The organism is Cryobacterium sp. HLT2-28 (assembly GCF_004402495.1).
Lineage (GTDB): Bacteria > Actinomycetota > Actinomycetes > Actinomycetales > Microbacteriaceae > Cryobacterium > Cryobacterium mannosilyticum.
Window position 1 is genome coordinate 38,571 of record NZ_SOFH01000009.1, and the last position, 19,471, is coordinate 58,041.

Sequence of the window (19,471 nt, forward strand, 5' to 3'; positions counted from 1 at the left end):
GGACGCGCAGCTGAGACGGGTGGTTGAGACGGGTGGTTGAGAAAAAAGGGGGCCCCGACCGAAGTCGGGGCCCCCTCCTTGGTGCTGCGGAGACTAGTTGATGCGCTTGTACGTGTTGTCAGCCTTGTACTCGTAGACGCCGATGGTCGCCTCGGTCGGGTCGCCGTTCTCGTCGAACGTGACGGGGCCGGAGAAGCCGTCGTAATTGACCTGCTCACCCTTCGCGAGGGCCTTGGCGGCCGTCTTGAAGTCGGTGACCTTGGTGCCGTCGCCGGTGCCGCCCGAGACCTGGCGGAGGTAGTCGGCGATGGACGTGCCCTTGACGTCGTTCGCAGCGTAGGCGGCGAGCGCGATCAGCACAACCGCGTCGTAGGACTCGGCCGCGTAGCTGTAGTCGGTCAGGGTCGGGTCGATCTCCTTCAGGCGCGTGGTGAAGTCACCGAGCGTTCCGACGTCGAGTCCGGGCAGCGTGCCCTTCGCACCGGTGATGAGACCGGGGGCGAAGTCCTTGCTGTAGTCGGACAGGTTGCCGTCGACGAAGTAGAGCTTGCCACCCGGGTAACCGGAGCCGACGAGCGCGGGCGTGATGACCTTGGCCTGGTCGAACGTGATCAGGGCGATCGCATCCGGCTTGGCGGCGGTCACTTCGGAGATCTGCGCGGCGAAGTTCGAGTCGCCCTCGTTGAACAGTGACTTGGCGACGACCTTGCCTCCGGCGGCTTCGAACGCCTTCGTGGTGGAGTCAGACAGGCCGGTGCCGTAGGAGTCGTTGAGCACGATCAGCCCGAGGGTGCTGTTGCCGTCCTCGGCAATCTGGTTGCCGAGCACCTCGCCCTGGAGCAGGTCGGACGGCGCGGTGCGCCAGTACAGGCCCTTGTCGTCGTACTTCGTGAAGTCCGCGGAGGTGTTGGCCGGGGAGAACTGCACCACGCCGGCGCCGGTGATCTGGTCGATCACGGTCTTAGAGACGCCGGAGGAGGCGGCACCGATGATGGCCGAGACGTCCTGGGACAGGAGGTCGGTCACCGACACGGTGGCGGTGTCGGTCGTGGTGTCACCCGAGTCGCGGTAGACGGGATCGATGGTGAGCCCGAGCTTCGCGTCGTTGATGTCCTTGACGGCGAGTGCGACACCGGCTTCTTCGGGCGGGCCGAGGAAGGCGAGGGCGCCACTCTGGGGAAGGATCGTGCCGATCTTGAGAGTGAGGTTGCGGTCGCCGGCCTTGATGGCCTTCGCGTCTCCACTCGCAGCGGGCTTCTCCGATGCAGTCGGGGCAGCGGAATTGCTGCTGCATCCGGTGAGCAGAAGTGCGCTGACGCCGACCATGGCGACGCCGGTGATGACTGCCCGGACTGAGCGGGAGGCCGAGGCCTTCGCGAATACGCTCATGTTGCTCCTTGGGAATAGGAAGTGAAAGGTCACGGCGATCGATTGACCGCCGTGCTGTCACATTATTGACAGGAATCGCGTGAAACAAGACAACCGGGTTACATCCGTGTAACGCGACCCAAATCGTTACGATCGGCGGCCGGTGACACCCTCATAGGCGATCTGTTGCGTCTCGGCCAGCGCAGCCGCACATTCTCCCCAGGAGGCGCAGACCCTGGGGCCCGAACTCACCCGGTCGAGGGCCTCCGCAATCGACGGCCCGCCGTCGTCGTCGGCCTGCACCGCTGCCAGCGCCGTGAGGATCACGCCGTCGTAGGCCTCGCCTCCGCCGGCCGTGCCCTCCATCCCCGGGTCCATGGTGCCAAGGCGCGCCGCGAACTCGTCGCCGGCGGCGAGCGGGGTGCCCCCGTTCGCGAACTGAGCGAGGGAGACCAGCGCGACCCGAGCGGCGGCCAGGGCGGATGCGACGTCCGGCGGCACCGGACTGGTCGCGTCCCAGAGCACGGCGTCGACGCCGCGGGCCAGGAGATCGGCCACGGCTCCCGGAGCGTCGCGGACGGAGTCCCGGTGCACGATCACGACGGGGTGGCCGAGCACCAGGCCCTGTTCGGAGATATCCCTGGCGGCCAGTTCGGTGCCGGCGACCTGGGCTGCCCCGGAGGCGGCGGCATTCCCCGTCATCGGGAACAGCGAGCCCAGCAACAGCGTGCCGTCACCGGATGCCGCCACCCGGGGCGCGACGCTGGGCGCGGCGGTGGCCGGGGCGGCCACGGTCGTCGGCGCGCAGCCCGCGACGGAGACGAGGAGCAGCCCGGCGAACGCGAGCGAGGCGGCGATGGGGCGACGGGGCATCCGGACTCCTTTCCCCGAGCGTAACGCGGGTCAGGCCGGTTCGAGGGACGCTCGCCGCGGCGCCCGCCCGCTGACGACCATGTCCGTGGTCAGGATGACCAGCGCCACCCAGACCAGGCCGAAACCGACCCAGCGTTCGGGCGGCATCGGTTCGTGCAGGATGAACACCCCGACCAGGAATTGCAGGATGGGCGCGATGAACTGGATCAGCCCCAGGTAGGTGAGCGGGAGACGCCGGGCCGCGGCGGCGAAGAAGAGCAGCGGCACGGCCGTGACGACGCCGGTGGTGAGGAGACCGACCGTGTGCCACGGCGAGATGGCTCCGAAGGTGAGCCCGGAGACGGCACCGACGACGATCAACTGCACGATCGCGATCGGGGCGAGCCAGATGGTTTCCAGGGTGAGTCCGGCCAGGGCGTCGACGCTGTGGCCGACGCGTTTCTTGATCAGCCCGTAGAAGCCGAACGAGAACGCGAGCACAAGGGAGATCCAGGGCAGCGAGCCGTAGCCGACGGTGAGCACGACCACGGCGGCGAGACTGATGCCCATCGCCATCCATTGCAGCGCCCGGAGCCTCTCGTGCAGCACCAGAACGCCGAGCAACACGGTCACGATCGGGTTGATGAAGTAGCCGAGCGCGGCCTCGACCACGTGGCCCGACAGGGTTCCGAAGACGTAGGTCTGCCAGTTGACGAAGATCAGGATGCCGGCCAGGCCCATTGTCCAGACGATCCGCGGGCGGCGCAGCACCGCGAGGAACTGACCCCACTTCTTCGTGACCGTGATCAGCAGTGCGCAGAAGACCAGGGAGAACAGCACCCGCCACGCGACGACCTCGAACGCTCCGGTGGGGGCGAGCAGGAGAAAGTACAGCGGCAGCATCCCCCAGAGTCCGTAGGCGAGGACCGCGTAGATCAGCCCGGTGCTGTGCGCGCTCCGCTGCGGGCGTCCTGCTTCGATGTGGGTGTCCATGGTCTGCCCATCCTCCGGGACGGCCCCCGGAAACGACAAATCCCGGATGGCCAAGGCCATCCGGGATTTGCTGCGTGGTGCGTCTGACTAGCGGACGACGACCGCGAGCACGTCGCGGGCCGACAGCACGAGGAGATCCTCGCCACCGAACTTGACCTCGGTTCCGCCGTACTTGGAGTAGATCACCTTGTCGCCGACGGCGACGTCGAGCGGGATGCGGTTGCCGTTGTCGTCGATGCGGCCGGGGCCGACGGCGACGACTTCGCCCTCCTGGGGCTTTTCCTTGGCGGTGTCAGGAATGACCAGACCTGATGCGGTGGTCTGCTCTGCGTCGACCTGCTTGATGACGATGCGATCCTCGAGCGGCTTGATGGAGACCGACACGGTTGACCTCTTTCTTAGCTAAGACTTGGTTGGCAGACTCACAGCGAGAGTGCTAAGTCGAGTTTAGGGCGCATCTGGCACTCACGCAACGTGAGTGCCAGATGCGCCCATGGTTGGTAGGTTTGCGGGATGGATCGCTCAGAGCTCGTCGAGCTGTTATCGCCGGACGGCTTGCGCCTGCTGGACTCCCTGCCGCCCTATGACCCGACGGGCGACGTCGTGCGGATGGTGAGTGACCTCCGCAAGGCCGGCCACGCCCCCGGCCTGGTCACCGCCGTGCTGAACCAGTCCCGGCTGCGCGCACGCGCCGTACCCAAGTTCGGAGAGTTCGCCGGGCGGATGCTGTTCACCGAGGCAGGCCTGGAGCAGGCAACCCGGTTGCGGGTGGCCGCATTGCACGCCGGCCGATTCGTCGGAGCCGCCGTGGCCCGCGTCGTCGACCTCGGGTGCGGGATCGGCGGCGACGCGATGGCCATGGCCGCGATGGACCTCGCGGTGACGGCGGTCGACAGCGACGAGGTGACCGCGACCGTCGCCAGCTTAAACCTGGCTCCGTTCCAGAACGCGGCGGTGGCGCACGGCGACGCCGAGACGTTCGATCTCTCCGGCTTCGACGCGGCCTGGCTCGACCCGGCCCGGCGCACCGCGGGCCACAACAACACGTCCCGGCTGACCCGTCCGGAGGACTACTCCCCCAACCTCGATTTCGTGTTCGGCCTGAGTGAGCGGATGCCGATCGGCGTCAAGCTCGGCCCGGGGCACGATCGCGACCTCATCCCCGCCGGCGCGGAGGCGCAGTGGGTGTCCGTCGATGGAAAACTGGTCGAGATGGGACTGTGGTTCGGCGCCCTGGCCCGCGACGGCATCCGCCGGTCGGCCCTGCTCCTGGACCGGGACGGAACGCACGAGCTGAACGCGCCCGCCGACAGCGAGGACGTGGAAGTGGGGGTGCTCGGTGACTATCTCTACGAGCCCGACGGTGCGGTCATCCGTGCCCGGCTGATCGGCGATCTCGCCCGCTCGCAGGGCGCCCTCATGTTGAGCGAGGGAATCGCCTACCTCACCTCCGCCGTCCTGCGCCCGACCCCGTTCGCCACGGCCTTCCGGGTGCTCGAGGTGCTGCCGTTCGACGAGAAGAAGCTCCGTCTGGCGCTACAGGAACGCCGGATCGGCACGCTGGAGATCAAGAAACGCGGCGTGGACGTCGACCCGGCCACGCTGCGCACCCGTTTGCGGCTGAAGGGATCCGAATCGGGCACCCTCGTGCTCACCCGGGTCGCCGGCCAGCGCGTTGCACTGCTCGTGGAGCGTGTGCGCACACTGGCCTGAGCAGCCGGCCGAGGCCGTTCGACGGCCCGGAGTCAGTACGCGATCGTCAGTACGCGATCCGGCCCAGGGCCTGGCTGATGATCACGCACCAGCCGATCACGATCGCCAGGCCGGCGAGACCGGAGACCAGCCCCCAGACCCACAGTGCGCCGCCGAGGCGTTCGGACCGGCGCGCCATGATCGCCAGCACGACGGCGGCCAGCGAGAGCGGCGCACCCCAGACGCCGAACAGGGCGACGAGCAGTCCGGCCAGTCCGAATGTGAGCGCTGCGACGGAGAGCCCCCGCCCACCCTCACGCGATTGCAGCTCGGTGTCGGTGTAGACGTACGGGACCCATTCGGTGGGCGCGGTGACGGTCGACTCGTAGTCCAGTTCGCCGTCGACCGTTCCTCGCGGTCGCGTGAGGTCGAGCCGGAAGTCACCGCGTCCGGTGGGCGGGGCGGGCAGGTCCCCGTCCGGGCGTTCGGCCTCCATGGAGCGGTTCAGTAGCTGTATCCGGTGTTCGGGATGTTGGCGAAGACGACGGCCCAGATGACGATGCTCAGCAGCGCGAGGGCCACGCCGATCGCCCCGGTGATGATTCCGGTCAGCCAGAAACCCTTCGCGCGGGGTTCCTTGGTGCGCCCGAGGAACCCGAGCACGACGGCCGCCGCGGGAATGAACAGACCGAAGATGCCGCCGGCAATCGGGATGAACACCACCGGGGAGCCGAGGATTCCGATGATACCGGCGACGAGCGCCAGAATGCTGAGAATCGGCTGTTTGGTGGCGGGCCGCCCCGGATAGGGAGCATACGGCGCACCGGAGGCCGGCGGCGGGCTGCCGTAGGGCGGCGGGGCGTCAGGACCGGCACCGTAGCCGGGCGGCGGCGGCGTCGCGGCCGGGCCCGCACCGTAGCCGGGCGGGGGTGTGGCTGAGGCGTAGGCGGGCGCGACCGGCGGCGCGGCTGACGTGTTCGGGAAGTCGGGAACCTGCGGGACCTCAGGCACGTGCGGGACATCCGGCACCTGCGGTACCTCCGGCACGTGCGGCACCCCCGAGAGGCCTGGAGTATTCGAATCGCTCATGAGCAATTTCCTTTCCACATCTTTCATTCCGAACCGCGGCCTCGCCCCGGCAAGATCAGTAGCCGGAAATGGAGCCGTCGTTGACCGCGGCGGCGATGACCACGAACCAGACGATGATGACGATGATGGTCGCCAGCACGCCGAGATAGCCGAGGACGAGGCCTCCGATGGCCAGGCCGCGGCCCTTTTCACCGGTCTTCTTGATCTGGCTCAGGGCGATGTGCCCGGTGATGATCGCGACGAGGGAGATAAAGAACGCCGACACGAGCGAGACGATCGCCAGCACGTTGTACTTGTCGGAGGGCGCCTGGGCGTAAGGCTGCGCGTAGGCGCCGCCCTGACCGTAGGCGGGCGCGGCCGGGGCTCCGTAGGCCGGGGCGGCGGGCGGCTGGTAGATCGGCGGCTGGTTGGTCGGGGGCGGGGTCACCGGCGGCAGGTTCGGGTCGGTCATGTCATGCACTCCTTCAGGAAGTGGGTCGTGTGGCGGTGCCATAGTGGCAGCGCGGGCCGCGCGGTGTCAACGTGTCTGACGAACCGGGTCCCACTCGCCCAGAATATCCCTTTCCGCAAGGAACCTCGGATGAGACGGGGTTTCAGACCTGGATCTCCGAGACCGGCAGTGTCGAGTCCGCCCCGAACTCGAGCGACGAGGGCTCGTGCCCGGCCATGATCAACTGAGCGCCGAGGGCGGCGATCATGGCGCCGTTGTCGGTGCAGAGCGACAGGGGCGGGATTCGGAGGGCGATGCCGACGGCTTCCGTGCGCTCCACGGCCACCTGGCGCAACCGGGCGTTGGCTATCACTCCGCCGCCGAGCAGCAGCCGCGGAACCTCGAAGTCGACACAGGCGGCAACGGCCTTGGTCAGCAGGATGTCCACGACAGACTCGCGGAAGCTGGCCGCCACGTCGGCGATCGGCACGGGTTCGCCCGCATCCTGCCGCTGCTCGACCCACCGGGCCACCGAGGTCTTCAGCCCGGAGAAGGAGAAATCGTAGCGGTGCCTGGCCATGTCCTTGGTCTGGCTGAGGCCGCGCGGGAACCGGATGGCCGCGGGGTTGCCCTCCAGCGCGGCCCGGTCGATCTGCGGGCCGCCGGGGTAGGGCAGACCCAGGATGCGGGCGACCTTGTCGAACGCCTCCCCCGCCGCGTCGTCGATGGTCTCACCGAGGAGTTCGACATCGGAGACGAGGTCGCGCACGAGCAGCAGGGACGTGTGCCCGCCGGAGACGAGGAGCGCGATTGTCGGGTACTCGAGCGGAGCACCGGTCTGGTCGTCGTCGATGCGAAGCAGGTCTGCCCCGACGTGCCCGACCAGGTGGTTGACCGCGTAGATCGGTTTGCCGAGTGAGATCGCCAGGGCCTTGGCCGCCCCGACGCCGACCATGAGCGCTCCGGAGAGACCGGGGCCGCAGGTCACGGCGACCGCGTCGATCTCGGCCAGGCTGATGCCCGCCTCGGCGGTCGCCGCGCGGATCGCCGGCACGAGCTCCTCGAGGTGGGCGCGGGCGGCGACCTCCGGCACGACGCCCCCATAGCGGGCGTGTTCGTCCATCGACGAGGCGATCGTGTTGGAGAGCAGGGTGGTGCCGCGCACGATTCCGATCCCGGTCTCGTCGCAGGAGGTCTCGATCCCGAGTACCAGCGGGTTGGTGCGATTCATTCGGCCGCCTCCGGGCGTTCGGGTTCCGAGGGCACGGTCGGGGCCATCTCCGGGGCCGTCAACCGCACCCGCATCACCAGGGCGTCGACATTGTCGGGCTGGTAGTAGCCGCGGCGCACGCCGAGCTCTTCGAAGCCGAGCCGGCTGTAGACCCGCTGGGCCCCCGGGTTGTCGGCGCGCACCTCGAGGAAGACCTCGCGGGCGCCGCGCAAGCGGGCCTCGGTGAGCAGGGTCTGGACGAGCGTGCGCCCGAGGCCGTGCCCCCTGGCTTCCTCGGTGACCGCGATCGTCTGGATGTCGCCCTCCGTCGCCCCGCGGGGTGCCTGCAGGCCGGCGTAGGCGTCGATCTGGGTGGGAGCGTCGGGCGGGAACGCCACCAGATAGTAGCAGTCCGGGTCGGCGACGTCCCTGTTCATGGCTTCCCTGGACCAGGCGTCGTTCTCGAAGATGCGGGTTTCGAGCGCCATGATGGCGTCGACGTCGTCGTGGGTGGCCCGCCGCAATTGCCAGGTCACGTCAGCTCACCCGTTTCGGGCCGGTGGACATGGTGACGTCCGGCGACCGCAGGTAGAGCGCTTCGTCGGCGGCGAAGGCGCGCTGGTGGGCCCAGCTGAGCTCGGCGACCAGCCCCAGCTCGCCGGCGGACACCGTCGCCGCGTCGAAACGGGGCAACCCGGCGTGGGCCCAGTCGGGCTCCTGCAGCACGGCCGGCTTCGCCACCCCGGGCGGGTCGATGCGGATCGGCAGGCCGACGGCATCCGCCCCGCTGTACGCGGACCAGTTCACCTCGCGGCGTCGCGCGTCGGTGACCACGACGAGGCCGCCGGCATGGCCGGCCCGGTAGCGTCCGAAGGCGATGGCGTCGTGGCTGACGATCGGCACGAACGGCTTGCCGGCGCCGAGGGCGAAGACACGCGCGGCGGCGATCCCCACCCGCAGCCCCGTGAACGGGCCGGGGCCCATTCCGCCGGCGACCGCGGAGAGGTGGCCTACTGTGACGCCGGCGGCGGCGAGGCAGTCTGCGATCAGCCGGCCGACCACCTCGGCGTGGCGCATGGTGTCGTCGGTGCCGAGTTCGGCGAGGATACCGCGCTCGAGGTCGACGACGGCGACACTCGTGCCGGCGGAGGTATCGATGGCGAGAAGCACCTCACCAGCCTATTCGCTGAGCCGCGCGTCCCCGGCCTCTCCGGCGGCGGCGGGTTCGAATCCGGCGGCCCCCGCCCAGCGCGGACCGTGTGGCGTGATCGTGACCGTGCGGGGCTCGTCGAGGTCGAGCCCGTCGTCGTCGAGGCCGGATGGCGCGGCCTGCGACGCCCCGAGCGGGCGCTCGATCTCGATGTCCAGCCACGAATCGGTGATGCCGTCCAGCATGCCGCGGCCCCACTCGACGACGACGATCGAATTCGGGAAATCGATGTCGAGGTCGTCGAGTTCGACGGCGCTCGCCAGGCGGTAGGCGTCGACGTGCACGAGGGGCGGGCCGCCGACCGTGCTGGGATGCGTGCGGGCGAGCACGAAGGTGGGGCTGGTGACGGAGCCGCGAACCCGCAGGCCAACGCCCAGGCCGCGGGTGAAGGTGGTCTTCCCCGCTCCGAGCGGCCCGGTGAGCACGACCAGGTCGCCGGCCCGCAGCCGGCCGGCGAGGGCGGCGCCGAAATCGTGCATTCCGTCGGCGTCGGGGATCACGGTGCGCACGAGGCCGATCAACCCTCCGTGCCGGACTGAGTAGCCTCTCCCGGCTGCCGGTAGCTGCGCGGAACGCGGTGCCCGATCCGGGTCACGATCTCGTAGTTGATGGTGCCGGCGGCGTCCGCCCAGTCGGTGGCGCTCGGCGCGCCGGCCCGGGGGTCGCCGAACAGCACCACCTCGTCGCCGACGGAGACGTTCACCTGGCCGACACTCACCACGAACTGGTCCATCGCGATCCGGCCGACGATCGGATGCGTGCGGCCGCCGATCCGCACGGTCGCGGCGCCGGACGCCTGCCTGGGCACCCCGTCGGCGTAGCCGAGGGGGACGAGGGCGAGGTTGCCGTCTTCGGGCGCCCGCCAGAGGTAGTCGTAGGAGACCCCGGCGCCGGCGGCGACCCGGCGCACGGCGGCGACCCTCCCGCGCAGGGTCATCGCGGGGACGAGACCCAGGTCGTGCGAGTTCTGGTCCTCGAACGGCGACAACCCGTACAGGCCGATGCCGATCCGCACCATCGAGAACCGCGCTGCCGGCAGCCGGAGCGCGGCGGCCGTCGAGGCAAGGTGGATCAGGCTCGGGGCCAGTCCGGCGTCGGCGGCCAGCCGCACGCCGCGCTCGAACCGGCCGACCGCATCCGCGTCGTCGGACGGGGACGCGTTCGAGAGGTGGCTGAAGAGACCGCGCACGCGGAGCAGTCCGGCCCGCTCCAACCCGGCGGCCAGTGCGAACACGTCGGCCCAGTCCGGTTCGTGCACGCCGTTGCGGTTGAGCCCGGTCTCGAGTTTGAGCTGAACCGAGGCCGTGCGGCCGAGGGCTGCCGCGGCATCCGCCGCCTGCCGCAGCTGGCGTGCCGACGACAGGCCGAGGTCGATGTCCTGGCTGATCGCCGCCCTGAAGTCGACGTCAGGGTCGTGCAACCAGGCGAGGATGGGCGCGTCGATGCCGCCGGCGCGCAATTGGAGCGCCTCGTCGACGTCGGCGACCCCGAGCCAGTCCGCCCCGGCGGCGAGCGCCGTGCGGGCCACCGGCAGTGCGCCATGGCCATAGGCGTTCGCCTTCACCACCGCCATCAGGTGCGGAGTGCCGATCAGGGTGCGCAGGTGGGCGACGTTGGCGGCGATCGCGCCGAGGTCGATGACCGCCTCCCGGAAGCCCGTCACGAGACGACGCCCGCCATGAGGACGCACGTCATGAGTCGCCCTCGGCGACCACGAAGGCGCAGGCCACGCCGGCGTCGTGCGTCATCGTCAGGTGGACCGTGCTGATCCTCCGCGCCCGCAGCGCCTCGGCCACTCCGCCGGTGAGGTGGAAGCCGGGGTTGCCGTGTTCGTCGGCGACGACCTCCATCTCCTGCCAGGTTGCCCCCGCGCTGTCGCCGAGGGCCTTGATCAGCGCCTCCTTGGCGGCGAACCGGGCGGCCAGCGAATGCACGGGCAGCTCGCGTTCGGCGGCAGTGAACAGCCGCGGCACCAGTCCGGGCGTGCGCAGCACCTGGCGTTCGAAGCGGGCGAGGTCGACGATGTCGACCCCGATGCCTCGAATCATGCGACGACCTCGCCCATCCCGTTCCCGACGACCGCTACTCGACCGTGACGGACTTCGCCAGGTTGCGCGGCTGGTCCACGTCCAGGCCCTTGACCGTGGCCAGCTCCATCGCGAAGATCTGCAACGGGATCACGGCCAGGAGCGGCTCGAACAGCGGTGCGGCCAGCGGGATCCGGATGACGGTGTCCGCGTAGGGCAGCACCGCCACGTCGCCCTCTTCGGCGATCGCGATGATCCGGGCACCGCGGGCGCGGATCTCCTGGATGTTGGAGACGACCTTCGGGTGCAGGTGCGCCGAGCCGCGGGGGCTCGGCACGATCACGAAGACCGGCTGGCCGGGCTCGATCAGGGCGATCGGGCCGTGCTTGAGCTCTCCGGCGGCGAAACCCTCCGCGTGGATGTACGCGAGCTCCTTGAGCTTGAGCGCACCCTCGAGGGCGATCGGGAAGCCGACGTGGCGGCCGAGGAAGAGCACCGCGCGGGTGTCCGCCATCCAGCCGGCCAGTTCGTGCACGACGGATTCCTGGAGCAGGGTGGTGGCGATCTTCTCGGGGATGGCCTGGAGTTCGCGGACCTGTTCGGCCGACTCGGCGGCGGTGAGGCTGCCGCGCACGCGGGCCAGGTGCAGCCCGAAGAGGTAGAGCGCAGCGATCTGGGCGGTGAAGCCCTTCGTCGATGCGACGGCAACCTCAGGGCCGGCGTGCGTGTAGATCACGGCGTCGGATTCGCGCGGGATGGTGGCACCCTGGGTGTTGCAGATGGAGATGGCCTTGGCGCCGCCCTCCCGGGCGTACTTGACCGCCATCAGCGTGTCCATGGTCTCGCCGGACTGGCTGATCGAGATGACCAGGGTCTCCGGGCTGAGCACCGGGTCGCGGTAGCGGAACTCGTGGCTGAGCTCCACGTCGACCGGGACCCTGGTCCACTTCTCGATCGCGTATTTGGCGACGTAGCCGGCGTTGGCCGCGGTGCCGCAGGCGACGATGATGATCCGGCGGATGCCGGCGAGCACGTCATCGCCGAAACCGGTCAGCTCGGGCACGACGGCCTGGCCCTCGTGGATACGCCCGCGGAGGGTGTTGGCCACGGCATCCGGCTGCTCGGAGACCTCCTTGGCCATAAAGCTGGACCAGCCGCCCTTTTCGGCCGCCGACGCGTCCCAGGCGATGTCGAACTCCTCGATGTCAACCGGGGTGCCGTCGAAGTCGGTGACGGTGACCAGGTCAGGGGTGATCGTGACGATCTGGTCTTGGCCGACGGCCACGGCCCGGCGGGTGTACTCGACGAAGGCGGCGACGTCGGAGCCGAGGAAGTTCTCCCCGTCGCCGAGGCCGATCACGAGCGGGGAGTTGCGGCGGGCGCCGACGACGACTCCGGGCTGGTCCTGGTGCACGGCAAGCAGGGTGAAGGCCCCGTCGAGGCGGGAGACGACCGACCGGAAGGCCTCGCCGAGGTCGCCGAGCCGCTGGTATTCGCGTCCGAGCAACACTGCGGCAACCTCGGTGTCGGTCTCGCTCTCGAAGTCGAAGCCCTCGGCGATGAGCTCGTCCTTGAGGACGGCGAAGTTCTCGATGATGCCGTTGTGGATCAGGGCGAGCTTGCCGTTGTCGCCCAGGTGAGGGTGCGCGTTCGCGTCGGTCGGGGCGCCGTGGGTGGCCCAGCGGGTGTGGCCGATGCCGGTGCGACCGTTGTTGATCGGGTGGGCCTCCAGCTCCCCGGCCAGCACGGCCAGCTTGCCGGCGCGCTTGGCGGTGTTGAGCACACCGTCGGCGTCGATGACGGCGATGCCCGCCGAGTCGTACCCTCGGTACTCCAGGCGCCGCAGCCCTCCCATCAGGACCTCGACGCTTTTATCTTCTCCGACATATCCCACGATTCCGCACATGGACCCGATTTTAGTCGGACTAAGCTTGGGGAAATGTCCGATCCGGTTGCGAGCCCCTGGAAGAACGGCCATGGAACCCCGTTCGTCGAGCTCGACCGGGCCGACTGGGCCGCTCTCGCCCCCACGACGATGCTGCCGCTCCGGGAGACGGAGATCGTGCAGCTGCGGGGCCTCGGCGAACCGCTCGACCTCAGTGAGGTGACGGATGTCTACCTTCCCCTGAGCCGGCTGCTCAACCTCTACGCCGCAGGAGCCAGGCAGCTGCACCGGGCCACCAGCGACTTCCTCGGCGAGCGGGCGCAGCGCACGCCGTTCGTGATCGGCGTCGCCGGATCCGTCGCGGTCGGCAAGTCCACCATCGCCCGCCTGCTGCGGGAACTCCTCGCCCGGTGGGAGGACACCCCCCGGGTGGAACTCGTGACCACCGACGGTTTCCTCTTCCCCAACGCCGAACTGGGCCGGCGCGGCCTGATGGACCGCAAGGGATTCCCTGAATCGTACGACCGGCGCGCCCTGCTCCGCTTCGTGGCCGCGGTCAAGAGCGGCGCCGCCGAGGTGCGGGCCCCGTTCTACTCGCACCTGAGCTACGACATCGTCCCGGACGCCCAGATCGTGGTCCGCCAGCCCGACATCCTGATCGTCGAAGGTCTCAATGTGCTCCAGCCTCCGGGGCCGGGGCACGGGCTGTCGGTCAGCGACCTGTTCGACTTCACCGTGTTCGTCGACGCCCGCACCCAGGACATCGCCCGCTGGTACGAGGAACGCTTCCTCAAGCTCCAGCGGGGAGCGTTCACAAACCCGAAGTCGTACTTCCACCGCTTCTCCACGCTGACCGAGGCGGAGGCGCGCAGTCGGGCGCGGTCGATCTGGACCGAGATCAACGAGCCCAACCTGGTGCACAACATCCGCCCGACCAGGTCACGGGCGACTCTCGTGCTGCGCAAAGACCCCAACCACGCCGTCTCGAAGGTGCTCCTGCGAAAGGTGTGACTCGCCCCCGCGGCAACTCGCACCGGCGCTCGTGGACTCAGGCTCGGCAGGACGTTCGCGGCAGCGGTTCCGGTCGCTCAAAGGGCCAGGCACTCCCGCACGACGCCGGCGAGGGTGTGCGCCAGCCGGTCGGCGGTCGCCTGGTCGGCAGCCTCGACCATGACGCGCACCATCGGCTCGGTGCCCGACGGGCGCAGCAGCACCCGCCCGGTCTCGCCGAGTTCGGCCTCGGCCGCGAGCACCGCGGAGGCGATGGTGTCGTCGTGCCCCAGCGCGTGGTGGTCGACGCCGCGCACGTTCACCAGGATCTGCGGGTAGACCGTCATCACGGATGCCAGTTCGGCGAGTGTCTTCCCGGTGCGGGCCATCTCGGCGACGAGGTGAAGTCCGGTGAGGATGCCGTCACCGGTCGTGGCGAACTTGGTCATGATCACGTGGCCGGACTGTTCGCCGCCCAGGGAGAGATCGTGTTCGTTGAGCGCTTCGAGCACGTACCGGTCGCCGACCTTGGTCTCGATCATGCGGATGTCGTTGGCCGCCATGGCCTTGCGCAGGCCGAGATTGCTCATCACCGTCGCGACGAGGGTACGGTCCTTGAGCACGCCGCGCTCGGCCATCGACACCGCGAGGATCGCCATGATCTGGTCACCGTCGACGATGTTGCCGTCGCGGTCCACCGCGAGGCACCGGTCGGCGTCGCCGTCATGCGCGATGCCGATGTCGGCTCCGCTGGCGAGCACGGCGGCGGCGAGGTTGTCGAGGTGGGTCGAGCCGACGCCGTCGTTGATGTTGAGACCGTCGGGGTCGGCGCCGATCACGGTCAGGCGCGCGCCGGCATCCGTGAAGACCTGCGGCGAGACGCCGGCGGCGGCGCCGTGGGCGCAGTCGAGCACGACGTGGATGCCGTCGAGGCGGTTCGGCAGGGTGCTGAGCAGGTGCACGACGTACCGGTCCTCGGCGTCGGCGAACCTGCGGATGCGGCCCACGTCACCGCCGATCGGCGTGAGGTTGGGTCCCGCGAGGTGCTCCTCGATGCGGTCCTCGACGTCGTCGGGGAGCTTGGTGCCACCGAAGGCGAAAATCTTGATCCCGTTGTCGGGAGCGGCGTTGTGGGAGGCGGAGATCATCACGCCGAAGTCGGCGCCGATGTCCGATATCAGGAATGCGGCGGCGGGCGTCGGGATGACGCCGGCGTCGAGAACGTCCACCCCGGAGCTGGCCAGGCCTGCTGCGACGGCGGCGGAGATGAACTCGCCGGAAATGCGGGGGTCGCGGGCGAGCACCGCCACGGGGCGGCGGCCTTCCGCGAGACGCAGCCTGGCGCGGCGGCCCTGGGTGAGTACCGCCGCACTGGCCTGCGCGAGTGAGAGGGCCAGGCCAGCCGTGAGATCACGGTTGGCCAGGCCCCGAACACCGTCGGTACCGAATAGTCGAGGCATCTGGTACCGGCTATCGAGTTAGCGCTTGGAGAACTGAGGCGCCTTACGGGCCTTCTTGAGTCCGGCCTTCTTACGCTCCTTGACGCGGGCGTCACGGTTGAGGAAGCCGGCCTTCTTCAGGATGGCGCGGTTGTTCTCCTCGTCGATCTGGTTCAGCGAACGCGCGATGCCGAGACGCAGGGCGCCGGCCTGGCCGGACGGGCCACCACCGGTGATGCGGGCGATGACGTCGTAGCTGCCGATGAGGTCGAGCACCTTGAACGGGTCGTTGATCAGCTGCTGGTGCAGCTTGTTCGGGAAGTAGTCCCCGAATTCGCGGCCGTTCACCGTGATGGTGCCCGAGCCGGGAACGATGCGCACGCGGGCGATGGCCTGCTTGCGACGTCCCACGGCTGCGCCGGGAACGTTGAGGATGGCGCGGGGCGCCTTGGTTGCGGTCTCGGCGGGAGTCTCGGTCGAGTAGCTCTCCGGAGCCTGGTCAATCTGGTCTGCGATCTTCGCCACGATGTAGTGAATCCTTTTTTCTTAGAGTCGAGAAGTCTGGTGGCCGGCGCTACTGAGCGACCTGGGAGAGGGTGTACGGCTTCGGCTGCTGGGCAGCGTGCGGGTGCTCCGGGCCGGCGTAGACCTTCAGCTTGGCCAACTGGGCGCGGCCGAGCGTGTTCTTCGGCAGCATGCCACGGATGGCCTTTTCCACTGCACGGGTCGGGTGCTTCTCGAGCATCTCCGAGTAGTTGGTGGCCGTGAGGCCGCCCGGGTAACCGGAGTGGCGGTACGCCATCTTCAGGTCGAGCTTCTTGCCGGTGAGGGCGATCTTCTCGGCGTTGATGATGATGACGAAATCGCCCATGTCCATGTGGGGAGAGAACGTTGCCTTGTGCTTTCCACGGAGGAGAACGGCGGCGTGGCTGGCAAGACGACCGAGAACGATGTCTGTGGCGTCGATGACGACCCAGTCGTGCTGGACTTCGCTTGCCTTGGGAGTGTAAGTGCGCGTCACTATTGAGCTGCTTTCTTGTTCGAACGGAGGTGTTCGTGAATCCCGCTCCGGGTGTGTTCCAAATCTGGGAACACGATCGATGGAGGGCTCACGTTCGTGTGCCTGGCTGCAACGCACAGACACCAAAGATCAATAGTAGTGGCTCCGGCCGCCGGAGCGCAATTCCCCGTCGGCGGACGGCGCCTATTCCGTGTCGTCGATGAGTTCGCGGCGCGCCCTGGTCTCCCGGGCCCGGGCCGCGAGCTGCTCGTCGGCAGGGTAGGCGACCTCCATCAGAGTCAGCCCCTGCGGCGGCATCACCTTGAATTCGCTGGTCCTGGCCCGCTCGATCCGGAGGTCGACCAGCCGGTCCCCGGCCAGCCGGCCCTCGCCGACGGCGACGCAGGCGCCGACCAGGGCCCGCACCATGCTGTGGCAGAAGGCGTCCGCCTGCACGGATGCGACGAGCACGCCGTCCGGATCCCGTCGCCAGTGGAACTCCTGCAGTGTGCGGATGGTCGTCGCGCCCGGGCGCGGCTTGCAGTAGGTGGCGAAGTCGTGCAAGCCGATCAGCGTCGCCGCGGCTTCCGCCATCTTGTCCACATCGAGCCGGAACCCGTGCCAGGTGGTGCGGAACCGTTGCAGCGGGTCGTGGCCGAGAACGGAATCCGCGATCCGGTACTCGTACCGCCGCCACAGGGGCGAGAAGCGCGCGTCGAAGCCGGGTGGGGCGATACTCGAGGACTTGAGCACGATCTCGGGCTGGGTGACGAGGATGCCGCTCAGCCGCCGCTGCACCATCACCGCGAGTGGCGTCGGCGGGCGCCCCTTGCCGCGGCTGACCCGCACGAGACTGTCCGCCTGCTCCGCGTTCAGGTCGAAGTGCGCGACCTGCCCGGCGGCGTGCACCCCGGCATCCGTTCTCCCCGCGACGGTCAGGACCGGGGTCGGCGGGTGACTGTGAAGGATGCCGGCGAGCCCCGCCTCGATCTGGCCCTGCACGGTGCGCAGGCCCGGCTGGGTGGCCCACCCGGACATGCCGGTGCCGTCGTAGGCGATATCGAGCCTGATCCGGGTCGTTTCCGGCGGAAGGGTCTCGTCGAACACCGGGGGAAGAATCACGGAGGTAAGTGTATGGGCCGGGCCGGGTTATCGTTGAACCCGGACAGCGTCCGCTCCCGCCATGAATCCCAGTCGCCCCAACCCCACAGTCGCTCGCCCGGACTCCGTGGGCACCGCGCCGAAGCGCCTGGCCGGGCTGGACGGGCTGCGCGGGATAGCGGTCACCCTGGTGGCGGTCTACCACTTCTTCCCGGCCGCTTTGCCCGGCGGGTTCGTCGGCGTCGACGTCTTCTTCGTGATCAGCGGTTTCCTGATCACCGGGCTCCTGATCGCGGAGCACCGGCGCACGGGCAGGTTCGCCCTCCGCCGGTTCTGGCAACGGCGGGCCCTGCGCCTACTGCCGCCCTTGGTTCCCCTGGTCCTGGTGGCCTGCACCGCCGCCTGGCTCATCGGCGGGGACGTGCTGGTCGGGCTCGGCTGGCAGGTGCTCGGCGCGCTGACTTTCGGCTACAACTGGGTGTCGATCGCCGGGTCGACGAGCTACTTCGACACCGCCCAGCCCGAACTGTTCCGCAACTTGTGGTCGCTCGCGGTGGAGGAGCAGTTCTACCTGGTCTGGCCGTTCGTGCTCTTCGCCGTGCTTCTGATCCGCGGCCCCTGGCGCCGCGTGGCCCTGGTCGGCGGGCTCGCCGCGGCCGCCATGCTGTGGATGGCGGTGCTGTACCACCCGGGGAGCGACCCGACCCGGGTGTACTACGGCTCGGATACCCACAGCTTCGGTCTCTTTGCGGGTGCCGCCCTCGCGCTCCTGCTCGCCCCCGGCGCACCGGCGACGCCACTCCCCCGGCTCCGGGCGGTCCTCGGCCGGGCACGGCCGTGGCTGGGACTGACCGCCTTCGCCGGACTCCTCGCCGCGGCCTGTGCGCTGCCCGCGACCGGGGCCGTGACCTACCGGGGCGGACTGGTCGCGGTCAGCCTGCTCAGCACTATCGTCGTCTGGGCCGCGGTCCGCGGCCGCCGGTTCGGACCGTCCCTCGATGTGGTGCCCCTGCGCTACCTCGGCGAGCGGTCGTACGGCATCTACCTCTGGCACTGGCCAGTGCTCGTGCTGGTGCAGGTGGCGTGGCCCGCGGCCGCCGGGCCCGATGGGTTGGCGGGGTTGCCGGCCGGACTCTTCGCGGGGATCGTTGCCGGGGCGCTCACCCTGTCGGCGGCGGCGGCGTCTTATCGCTGGCTGGAGCGACCCGTCCGGGCCTCTGGGGTGCGGGCCGGCATCCGTCGGCTGTCCGCCGCAGCATCCGGCTCGGTCCCGCGCCGCTCACTGGTGGCCGTCGGCATGGTCGCCTCGCTGCTCGTCGTCGGAGGCACGGCGGCGGCGCTGGTCACCGCGCCCCGCGAGACCAGCGCGCAGCAGGAGATCGACCGCGGGCAGAGGGCGATGGATGCCGCGGCCGCGGCCGCCACGGTCGCCGCCAGGCGCGCCGCCGACTCCAGTCACCGGCCGCTGCCCGGCGGCAGCATGATCACCGCGGTGGGCGACTCGGTGATGCTGGCGTCCGCCCCCGAGCTGCAGACCAGCTTCCCGGGGATCTCCATCGATGCCGCGGTGAACCGGGGCATGCGCTCCGCACCCGGCATCCTCACCGCCCTCGACCAGGCCGGCACCCTGCGCTCGGTCGTCGTCATCGGGCTCGGCACGAACGGGCCGATCGACGAGGATGAGCTCGCCGCGATCCAGGCCGTGACCGGACCGAATCGGCAGTTGATCATGGTCAACGCCTTCGCCGAGCGAGACTGGACTGCCGGCGTCAACGCCACCCTGGCCGACTTCTCCGCCCGGTATCCGCTCGTGGAACTGGCCGACTGGCACGATGCGATCGCTCCGCACTCCGACGTGCTCGCCGAAGACAACATCCACCCGGGACCGACCGGCGGGCAGATCTACGCCGACACCATCTCCTCGGCGATCCGGCTCCTCGCCACCCACCCGCCGCGCGGACCGCTCGACGTCTACCGCCTCGGCGACTAATCGGCCGGCCTCGCCCGCTTCCTCTCCCCCGGCTTCCCGATTCCGCCGCCGAACTGTGAGTTCGGCACCACTTCGGGCCGAAAAACAGGTGCACAGCTCACAGTTCGGCGAGGTGTACCTGAGGCGGATGAGGCTTTTGGGCATGGAAAAAGGGGCCCGACCTGAGTCGGACCCCTTTCAGGTAAACAAAGAGCT

The 19,471-nt window shown here is 69.4% G+C and carries 21 protein-coding genes; 3 read left to right on the plus strand and 18 right to left on the minus strand.

What is annotated here, in order from left to right; all coding sequences use genetic code 11:
• Nucleotides 1-93: 93 nt before the first annotated feature.
• From E3O48_RS04330 to groES, 4 genes are all read right to left on the minus strand, one after another.
• Nucleotides 94-1,389 carry an ABC transporter substrate-binding protein gene (locus E3O48_RS04330; protein WP_134537441.1) on the minus strand — a complete coding sequence of 432 codons (1,296 nt, stop codon included), beginning with the start codon at nt 1,387-1,389 and terminating at the stop codon, nt 94-96.
• A gap of 126 nt (nt 1,390-1,515) precedes the next feature.
• On the minus strand, nt 1,516-2,241 hold the full coding sequence (locus tag E3O48_RS04335) for an ABC transporter substrate-binding protein (protein WP_134537442.1): 726 nt from the start codon (nt 2,239-2,241) through the stop codon (nt 1,516-1,518).
• A gap of 30 nt (nt 2,242-2,271) precedes the next feature.
• Nucleotides 2,272-3,213: an EamA family transporter RarD gene (gene rarD / locus E3O48_RS04340; RefSeq protein ID WP_134537443.1), complete on the minus strand. Its 942-nt coding sequence runs from the start codon at nt 3,211-3,213 to the stop codon at nt 2,272-2,274.
• An 87-nt stretch (nt 3,214-3,300) separates the two neighbouring features.
• Nucleotides 3,301-3,597: a co-chaperone GroES gene (groES, locus tag E3O48_RS04345; protein WP_066597535.1), complete on the minus strand. Its 297-nt coding sequence runs from the start codon at nt 3,595-3,597 to the stop codon at nt 3,301-3,303.
• A 129-nt stretch (nt 3,598-3,726) separates the two neighbouring features.
• Between groES and E3O48_RS04350 the strand changes: the two genes are divergently transcribed.
• A complete protein-coding gene (locus E3O48_RS04350) occupies nt 3,727-4,926 on the plus strand; it encodes a class I SAM-dependent methyltransferase (RefSeq protein WP_134537444.1) in 1,200 nt (399 codons plus the stop codon).
• 46 nt (nt 4,927-4,972) lie between these two features.
• Here the strand turns inward: E3O48_RS04350 and E3O48_RS04355 are convergent, their stop codons facing one another.
• The 10 genes from E3O48_RS04355 to glmS all read right to left on the minus strand — a co-directional run bounded on the left by E3O48_RS04355 (nt 4,973) and on the right by glmS (nt 12,777).
• A complete protein-coding gene (locus tag E3O48_RS04355; RefSeq protein ID WP_134537445.1) occupies nt 4,973-5,401 on the minus strand; it encodes a hypothetical protein in 429 nt (142 codons plus the stop codon).
• A gap of 8 nt (nt 5,402-5,409) precedes the next feature.
• Complete coding sequence (locus tag E3O48_RS04360; protein ID WP_134537446.1) at nt 5,410-5,994, minus strand: DUF4190 domain-containing protein; 585 nt, start codon at nt 5,992-5,994, stop codon at nt 5,410-5,412.
• A 55-nt stretch (nt 5,995-6,049) separates the two neighbouring features.
• On the minus strand, nt 6,050-6,445 hold the full coding sequence (locus E3O48_RS04365) for a DUF4190 domain-containing protein (protein ID WP_134508167.1): 396 nt from the start codon (nt 6,443-6,445) through the stop codon (nt 6,050-6,052).
• 142 nt (nt 6,446-6,587) lie between these two features.
• Complete coding sequence (tsaD, locus tag E3O48_RS04370; protein WP_134537447.1) at nt 6,588-7,655, minus strand: tRNA (adenosine(37)-N6)-threonylcarbamoyltransferase complex transferase subunit TsaD; 1,068 nt, start codon at nt 7,653-7,655, stop codon at nt 6,588-6,590.
• Nucleotides 7,652-8,170 carry a ribosomal protein S18-alanine N-acetyltransferase gene (gene rimI / locus E3O48_RS04375; protein ID WP_241982391.1) on the minus strand — a complete coding sequence of 173 codons (519 nt, stop codon included), beginning with the start codon at nt 8,168-8,170 and terminating at the stop codon, nt 7,652-7,654. Before rimI ends, tsaD begins: the two co-directional genes overlap by 4 nt.
• A 1-nt stretch (nt 8,171) precedes the next feature.
• Complete coding sequence (gene tsaB / locus E3O48_RS04380; protein WP_134537448.1) at nt 8,172-8,804, minus strand: tRNA (adenosine(37)-N6)-threonylcarbamoyltransferase complex dimerization subunit type 1 TsaB; 633 nt, start codon at nt 8,802-8,804, stop codon at nt 8,172-8,174.
• Between the two features lie 9 nt (nt 8,805-8,813).
• On the minus strand, nt 8,814-9,323 hold the full coding sequence (gene tsaE / locus E3O48_RS04385; RefSeq protein WP_134537514.1) for a tRNA (adenosine(37)-N6)-threonylcarbamoyltransferase complex ATPase subunit type 1 TsaE: 510 nt from the start codon (nt 9,321-9,323) through the stop codon (nt 8,814-8,816).
• 38 nt (nt 9,324-9,361) lie between these two features.
• Entirely contained in the window at nt 9,362-10,534 is a 1,173-nt protein-coding gene (gene alr / locus E3O48_RS04390) for an alanine racemase (RefSeq protein ID WP_241982392.1), read from the minus strand.
• 1 nt (nt 10,535) lies between these two features.
• Nucleotides 10,536-10,892, minus strand: a complete 357-nt coding sequence (locus tag E3O48_RS04395; RefSeq protein WP_134537449.1) for a holo-ACP synthase — start codon at nt 10,890-10,892, stop codon at nt 10,536-10,538.
• 34 nt (nt 10,893-10,926) lie between these two features.
• Complete coding sequence (glmS, locus tag E3O48_RS04400) at nt 10,927-12,777, minus strand: glutamine--fructose-6-phosphate transaminase (isomerizing) (protein WP_134508177.1); 1,851 nt, start codon at nt 12,775-12,777, stop codon at nt 10,927-10,929.
• A 33-nt stretch (nt 12,778-12,810) separates the two neighbouring features.
• Between glmS and coaA the strand changes: the two genes are divergently transcribed.
• Nucleotides 12,811-13,767 carry a type I pantothenate kinase gene (gene coaA / locus E3O48_RS04405; protein ID WP_134508179.1) on the plus strand — a complete coding sequence of 319 codons (957 nt, stop codon included), beginning with the start codon at nt 12,811-12,813 and terminating at the stop codon, nt 13,765-13,767.
• A gap of 77 nt (nt 13,768-13,844) precedes the next feature.
• On the opposite strand, the gene glmM is transcribed toward coaA, so the two are convergent.
• From glmM to E3O48_RS04425, 4 genes are all read right to left on the minus strand, one after another.
• Nucleotides 13,845-15,206, minus strand: a complete 1,362-nt coding sequence (glmM, locus tag E3O48_RS04410) for a phosphoglucosamine mutase (RefSeq protein ID WP_134537450.1) — start codon at nt 15,204-15,206, stop codon at nt 13,845-13,847.
• 18 nt (nt 15,207-15,224) lie between these two features.
• A complete protein-coding gene (rpsI, locus tag E3O48_RS04415; protein ID WP_134508183.1) occupies nt 15,225-15,710 on the minus strand; it encodes a 30S ribosomal protein S9 in 486 nt (161 codons plus the stop codon).
• A gap of 49 nt (nt 15,711-15,759) precedes the next feature.
• Nucleotides 15,760-16,206: a 50S ribosomal protein L13 gene (rplM, locus tag E3O48_RS04420; protein WP_134508185.1), complete on the minus strand. Its 447-nt coding sequence runs from the start codon at nt 16,204-16,206 to the stop codon at nt 15,760-15,762.
• A 183-nt stretch (nt 16,207-16,389) separates the two neighbouring features.
• The gene (locus E3O48_RS04425) at nt 16,390-17,223 is read right to left on the minus strand and encodes a tRNA pseudouridine(38-40) synthase TruA (protein ID WP_134537516.1); all 834 of its coding nucleotides are present in this window, start codon (nt 17,221-17,223) and stop codon (nt 16,390-16,392) included.
• A gap of 145 nt (nt 17,224-17,368) precedes the next feature.
• Here E3O48_RS04425 and E3O48_RS04430 point away from each other — a divergent pair, with 145 nt between their 5' ends.
• Nucleotides 17,369-19,276 (plus strand): acyltransferase family protein, encoded by a 1,908-nt coding sequence (locus tag E3O48_RS04430; protein ID WP_134537451.1) that lies wholly within the window; start codon nt 17,369-17,371, stop codon nt 19,274-19,276.
• Nucleotides 19,277-19,471 lie beyond the last annotated feature (195 nt).

Bases quoted from the DNA above. Each gene is read 5' to 3' on its own strand.
- E3O48_RS04365 (WP_134508167.1), bottom strand. From the start codon at position 6,445: ATGACCGACCCGAACCTGCCGCCGGTGACCCCGCCCCCGACCAACCAG.
- glmS (WP_134508177.1), bottom strand. From the start codon at position 12,777: ATGTGCGGAATCGTGGGATATGTCGGAGAAGATAAAAGCGTCGAGGTC.
- rarD (WP_134537443.1), bottom strand. From the start codon at position 3,213: ATGGACACCCACATCGAAGCAGGACGCCCGCAGCGGAGCGCGCACAGC.
- E3O48_RS04335 (WP_134537442.1), bottom strand. From the start codon at position 2,241: ATGCCCCGTCGCCCCATCGCCGCCTCGCTCGCGTTCGCCGGGCTGCTC.
- E3O48_RS04395 (WP_134537449.1), bottom strand. From the start codon at position 10,892: ATGATTCGAGGCATCGGGGTCGACATCGTCGACCTCGCCCGCTTCGAA.
- glmM (WP_134537450.1), bottom strand. From the start codon at position 15,206: ATGCCTCGACTATTCGGTACCGACGGTGTTCGGGGCCTGGCCAACCGT.
- E3O48_RS04425 (WP_134537516.1), bottom strand. From the start codon at position 17,223: ATGTCCGGGTGGGCCACCCAGCCGGGCCTGCGCACCGTGCAGGGCCAG.
- E3O48_RS04360 (WP_134537446.1), bottom strand. From the start codon at position 5,994: ATGAGCGATTCGAATACTCCAGGCCTCTCGGGGGTGCCGCACGTGCCG.
- tsaE (WP_134537514.1), bottom strand. From the start codon at position 9,323: ATGCACGATTTCGGCGCCGCCCTCGCCGGCCGGCTGCGGGCCGGCGAC.
- coaA (WP_134508179.1), top strand. From the start codon at position 12,811: ATGTCCGATCCGGTTGCGAGCCCCTGGAAGAACGGCCATGGAACCCCG.
- E3O48_RS04350 (WP_134537444.1), top strand. From the start codon at position 3,727: ATGGATCGCTCAGAGCTCGTCGAGCTGTTATCGCCGGACGGCTTGCGC.
- E3O48_RS04330 (WP_134537441.1), bottom strand. From the start codon at position 1,389: ATGAGCGTATTCGCGAAGGCCTCGGCCTCCCGCTCAGTCCGGGCAGTC.
- E3O48_RS04355 (WP_134537445.1), bottom strand. From the start codon at position 5,401: ATGGAGGCCGAACGCCCGGACGGGGACCTGCCCGCCCCGCCCACCGGA.
- E3O48_RS04430 (WP_134537451.1), top strand. From the start codon at position 17,369: ATGAATCCCAGTCGCCCCAACCCCACAGTCGCTCGCCCGGACTCCGTG.
- tsaD (WP_134537447.1), bottom strand. From the start codon at position 7,655: ATGAATCGCACCAACCCGCTGGTACTCGGGATCGAGACCTCCTGCGAC.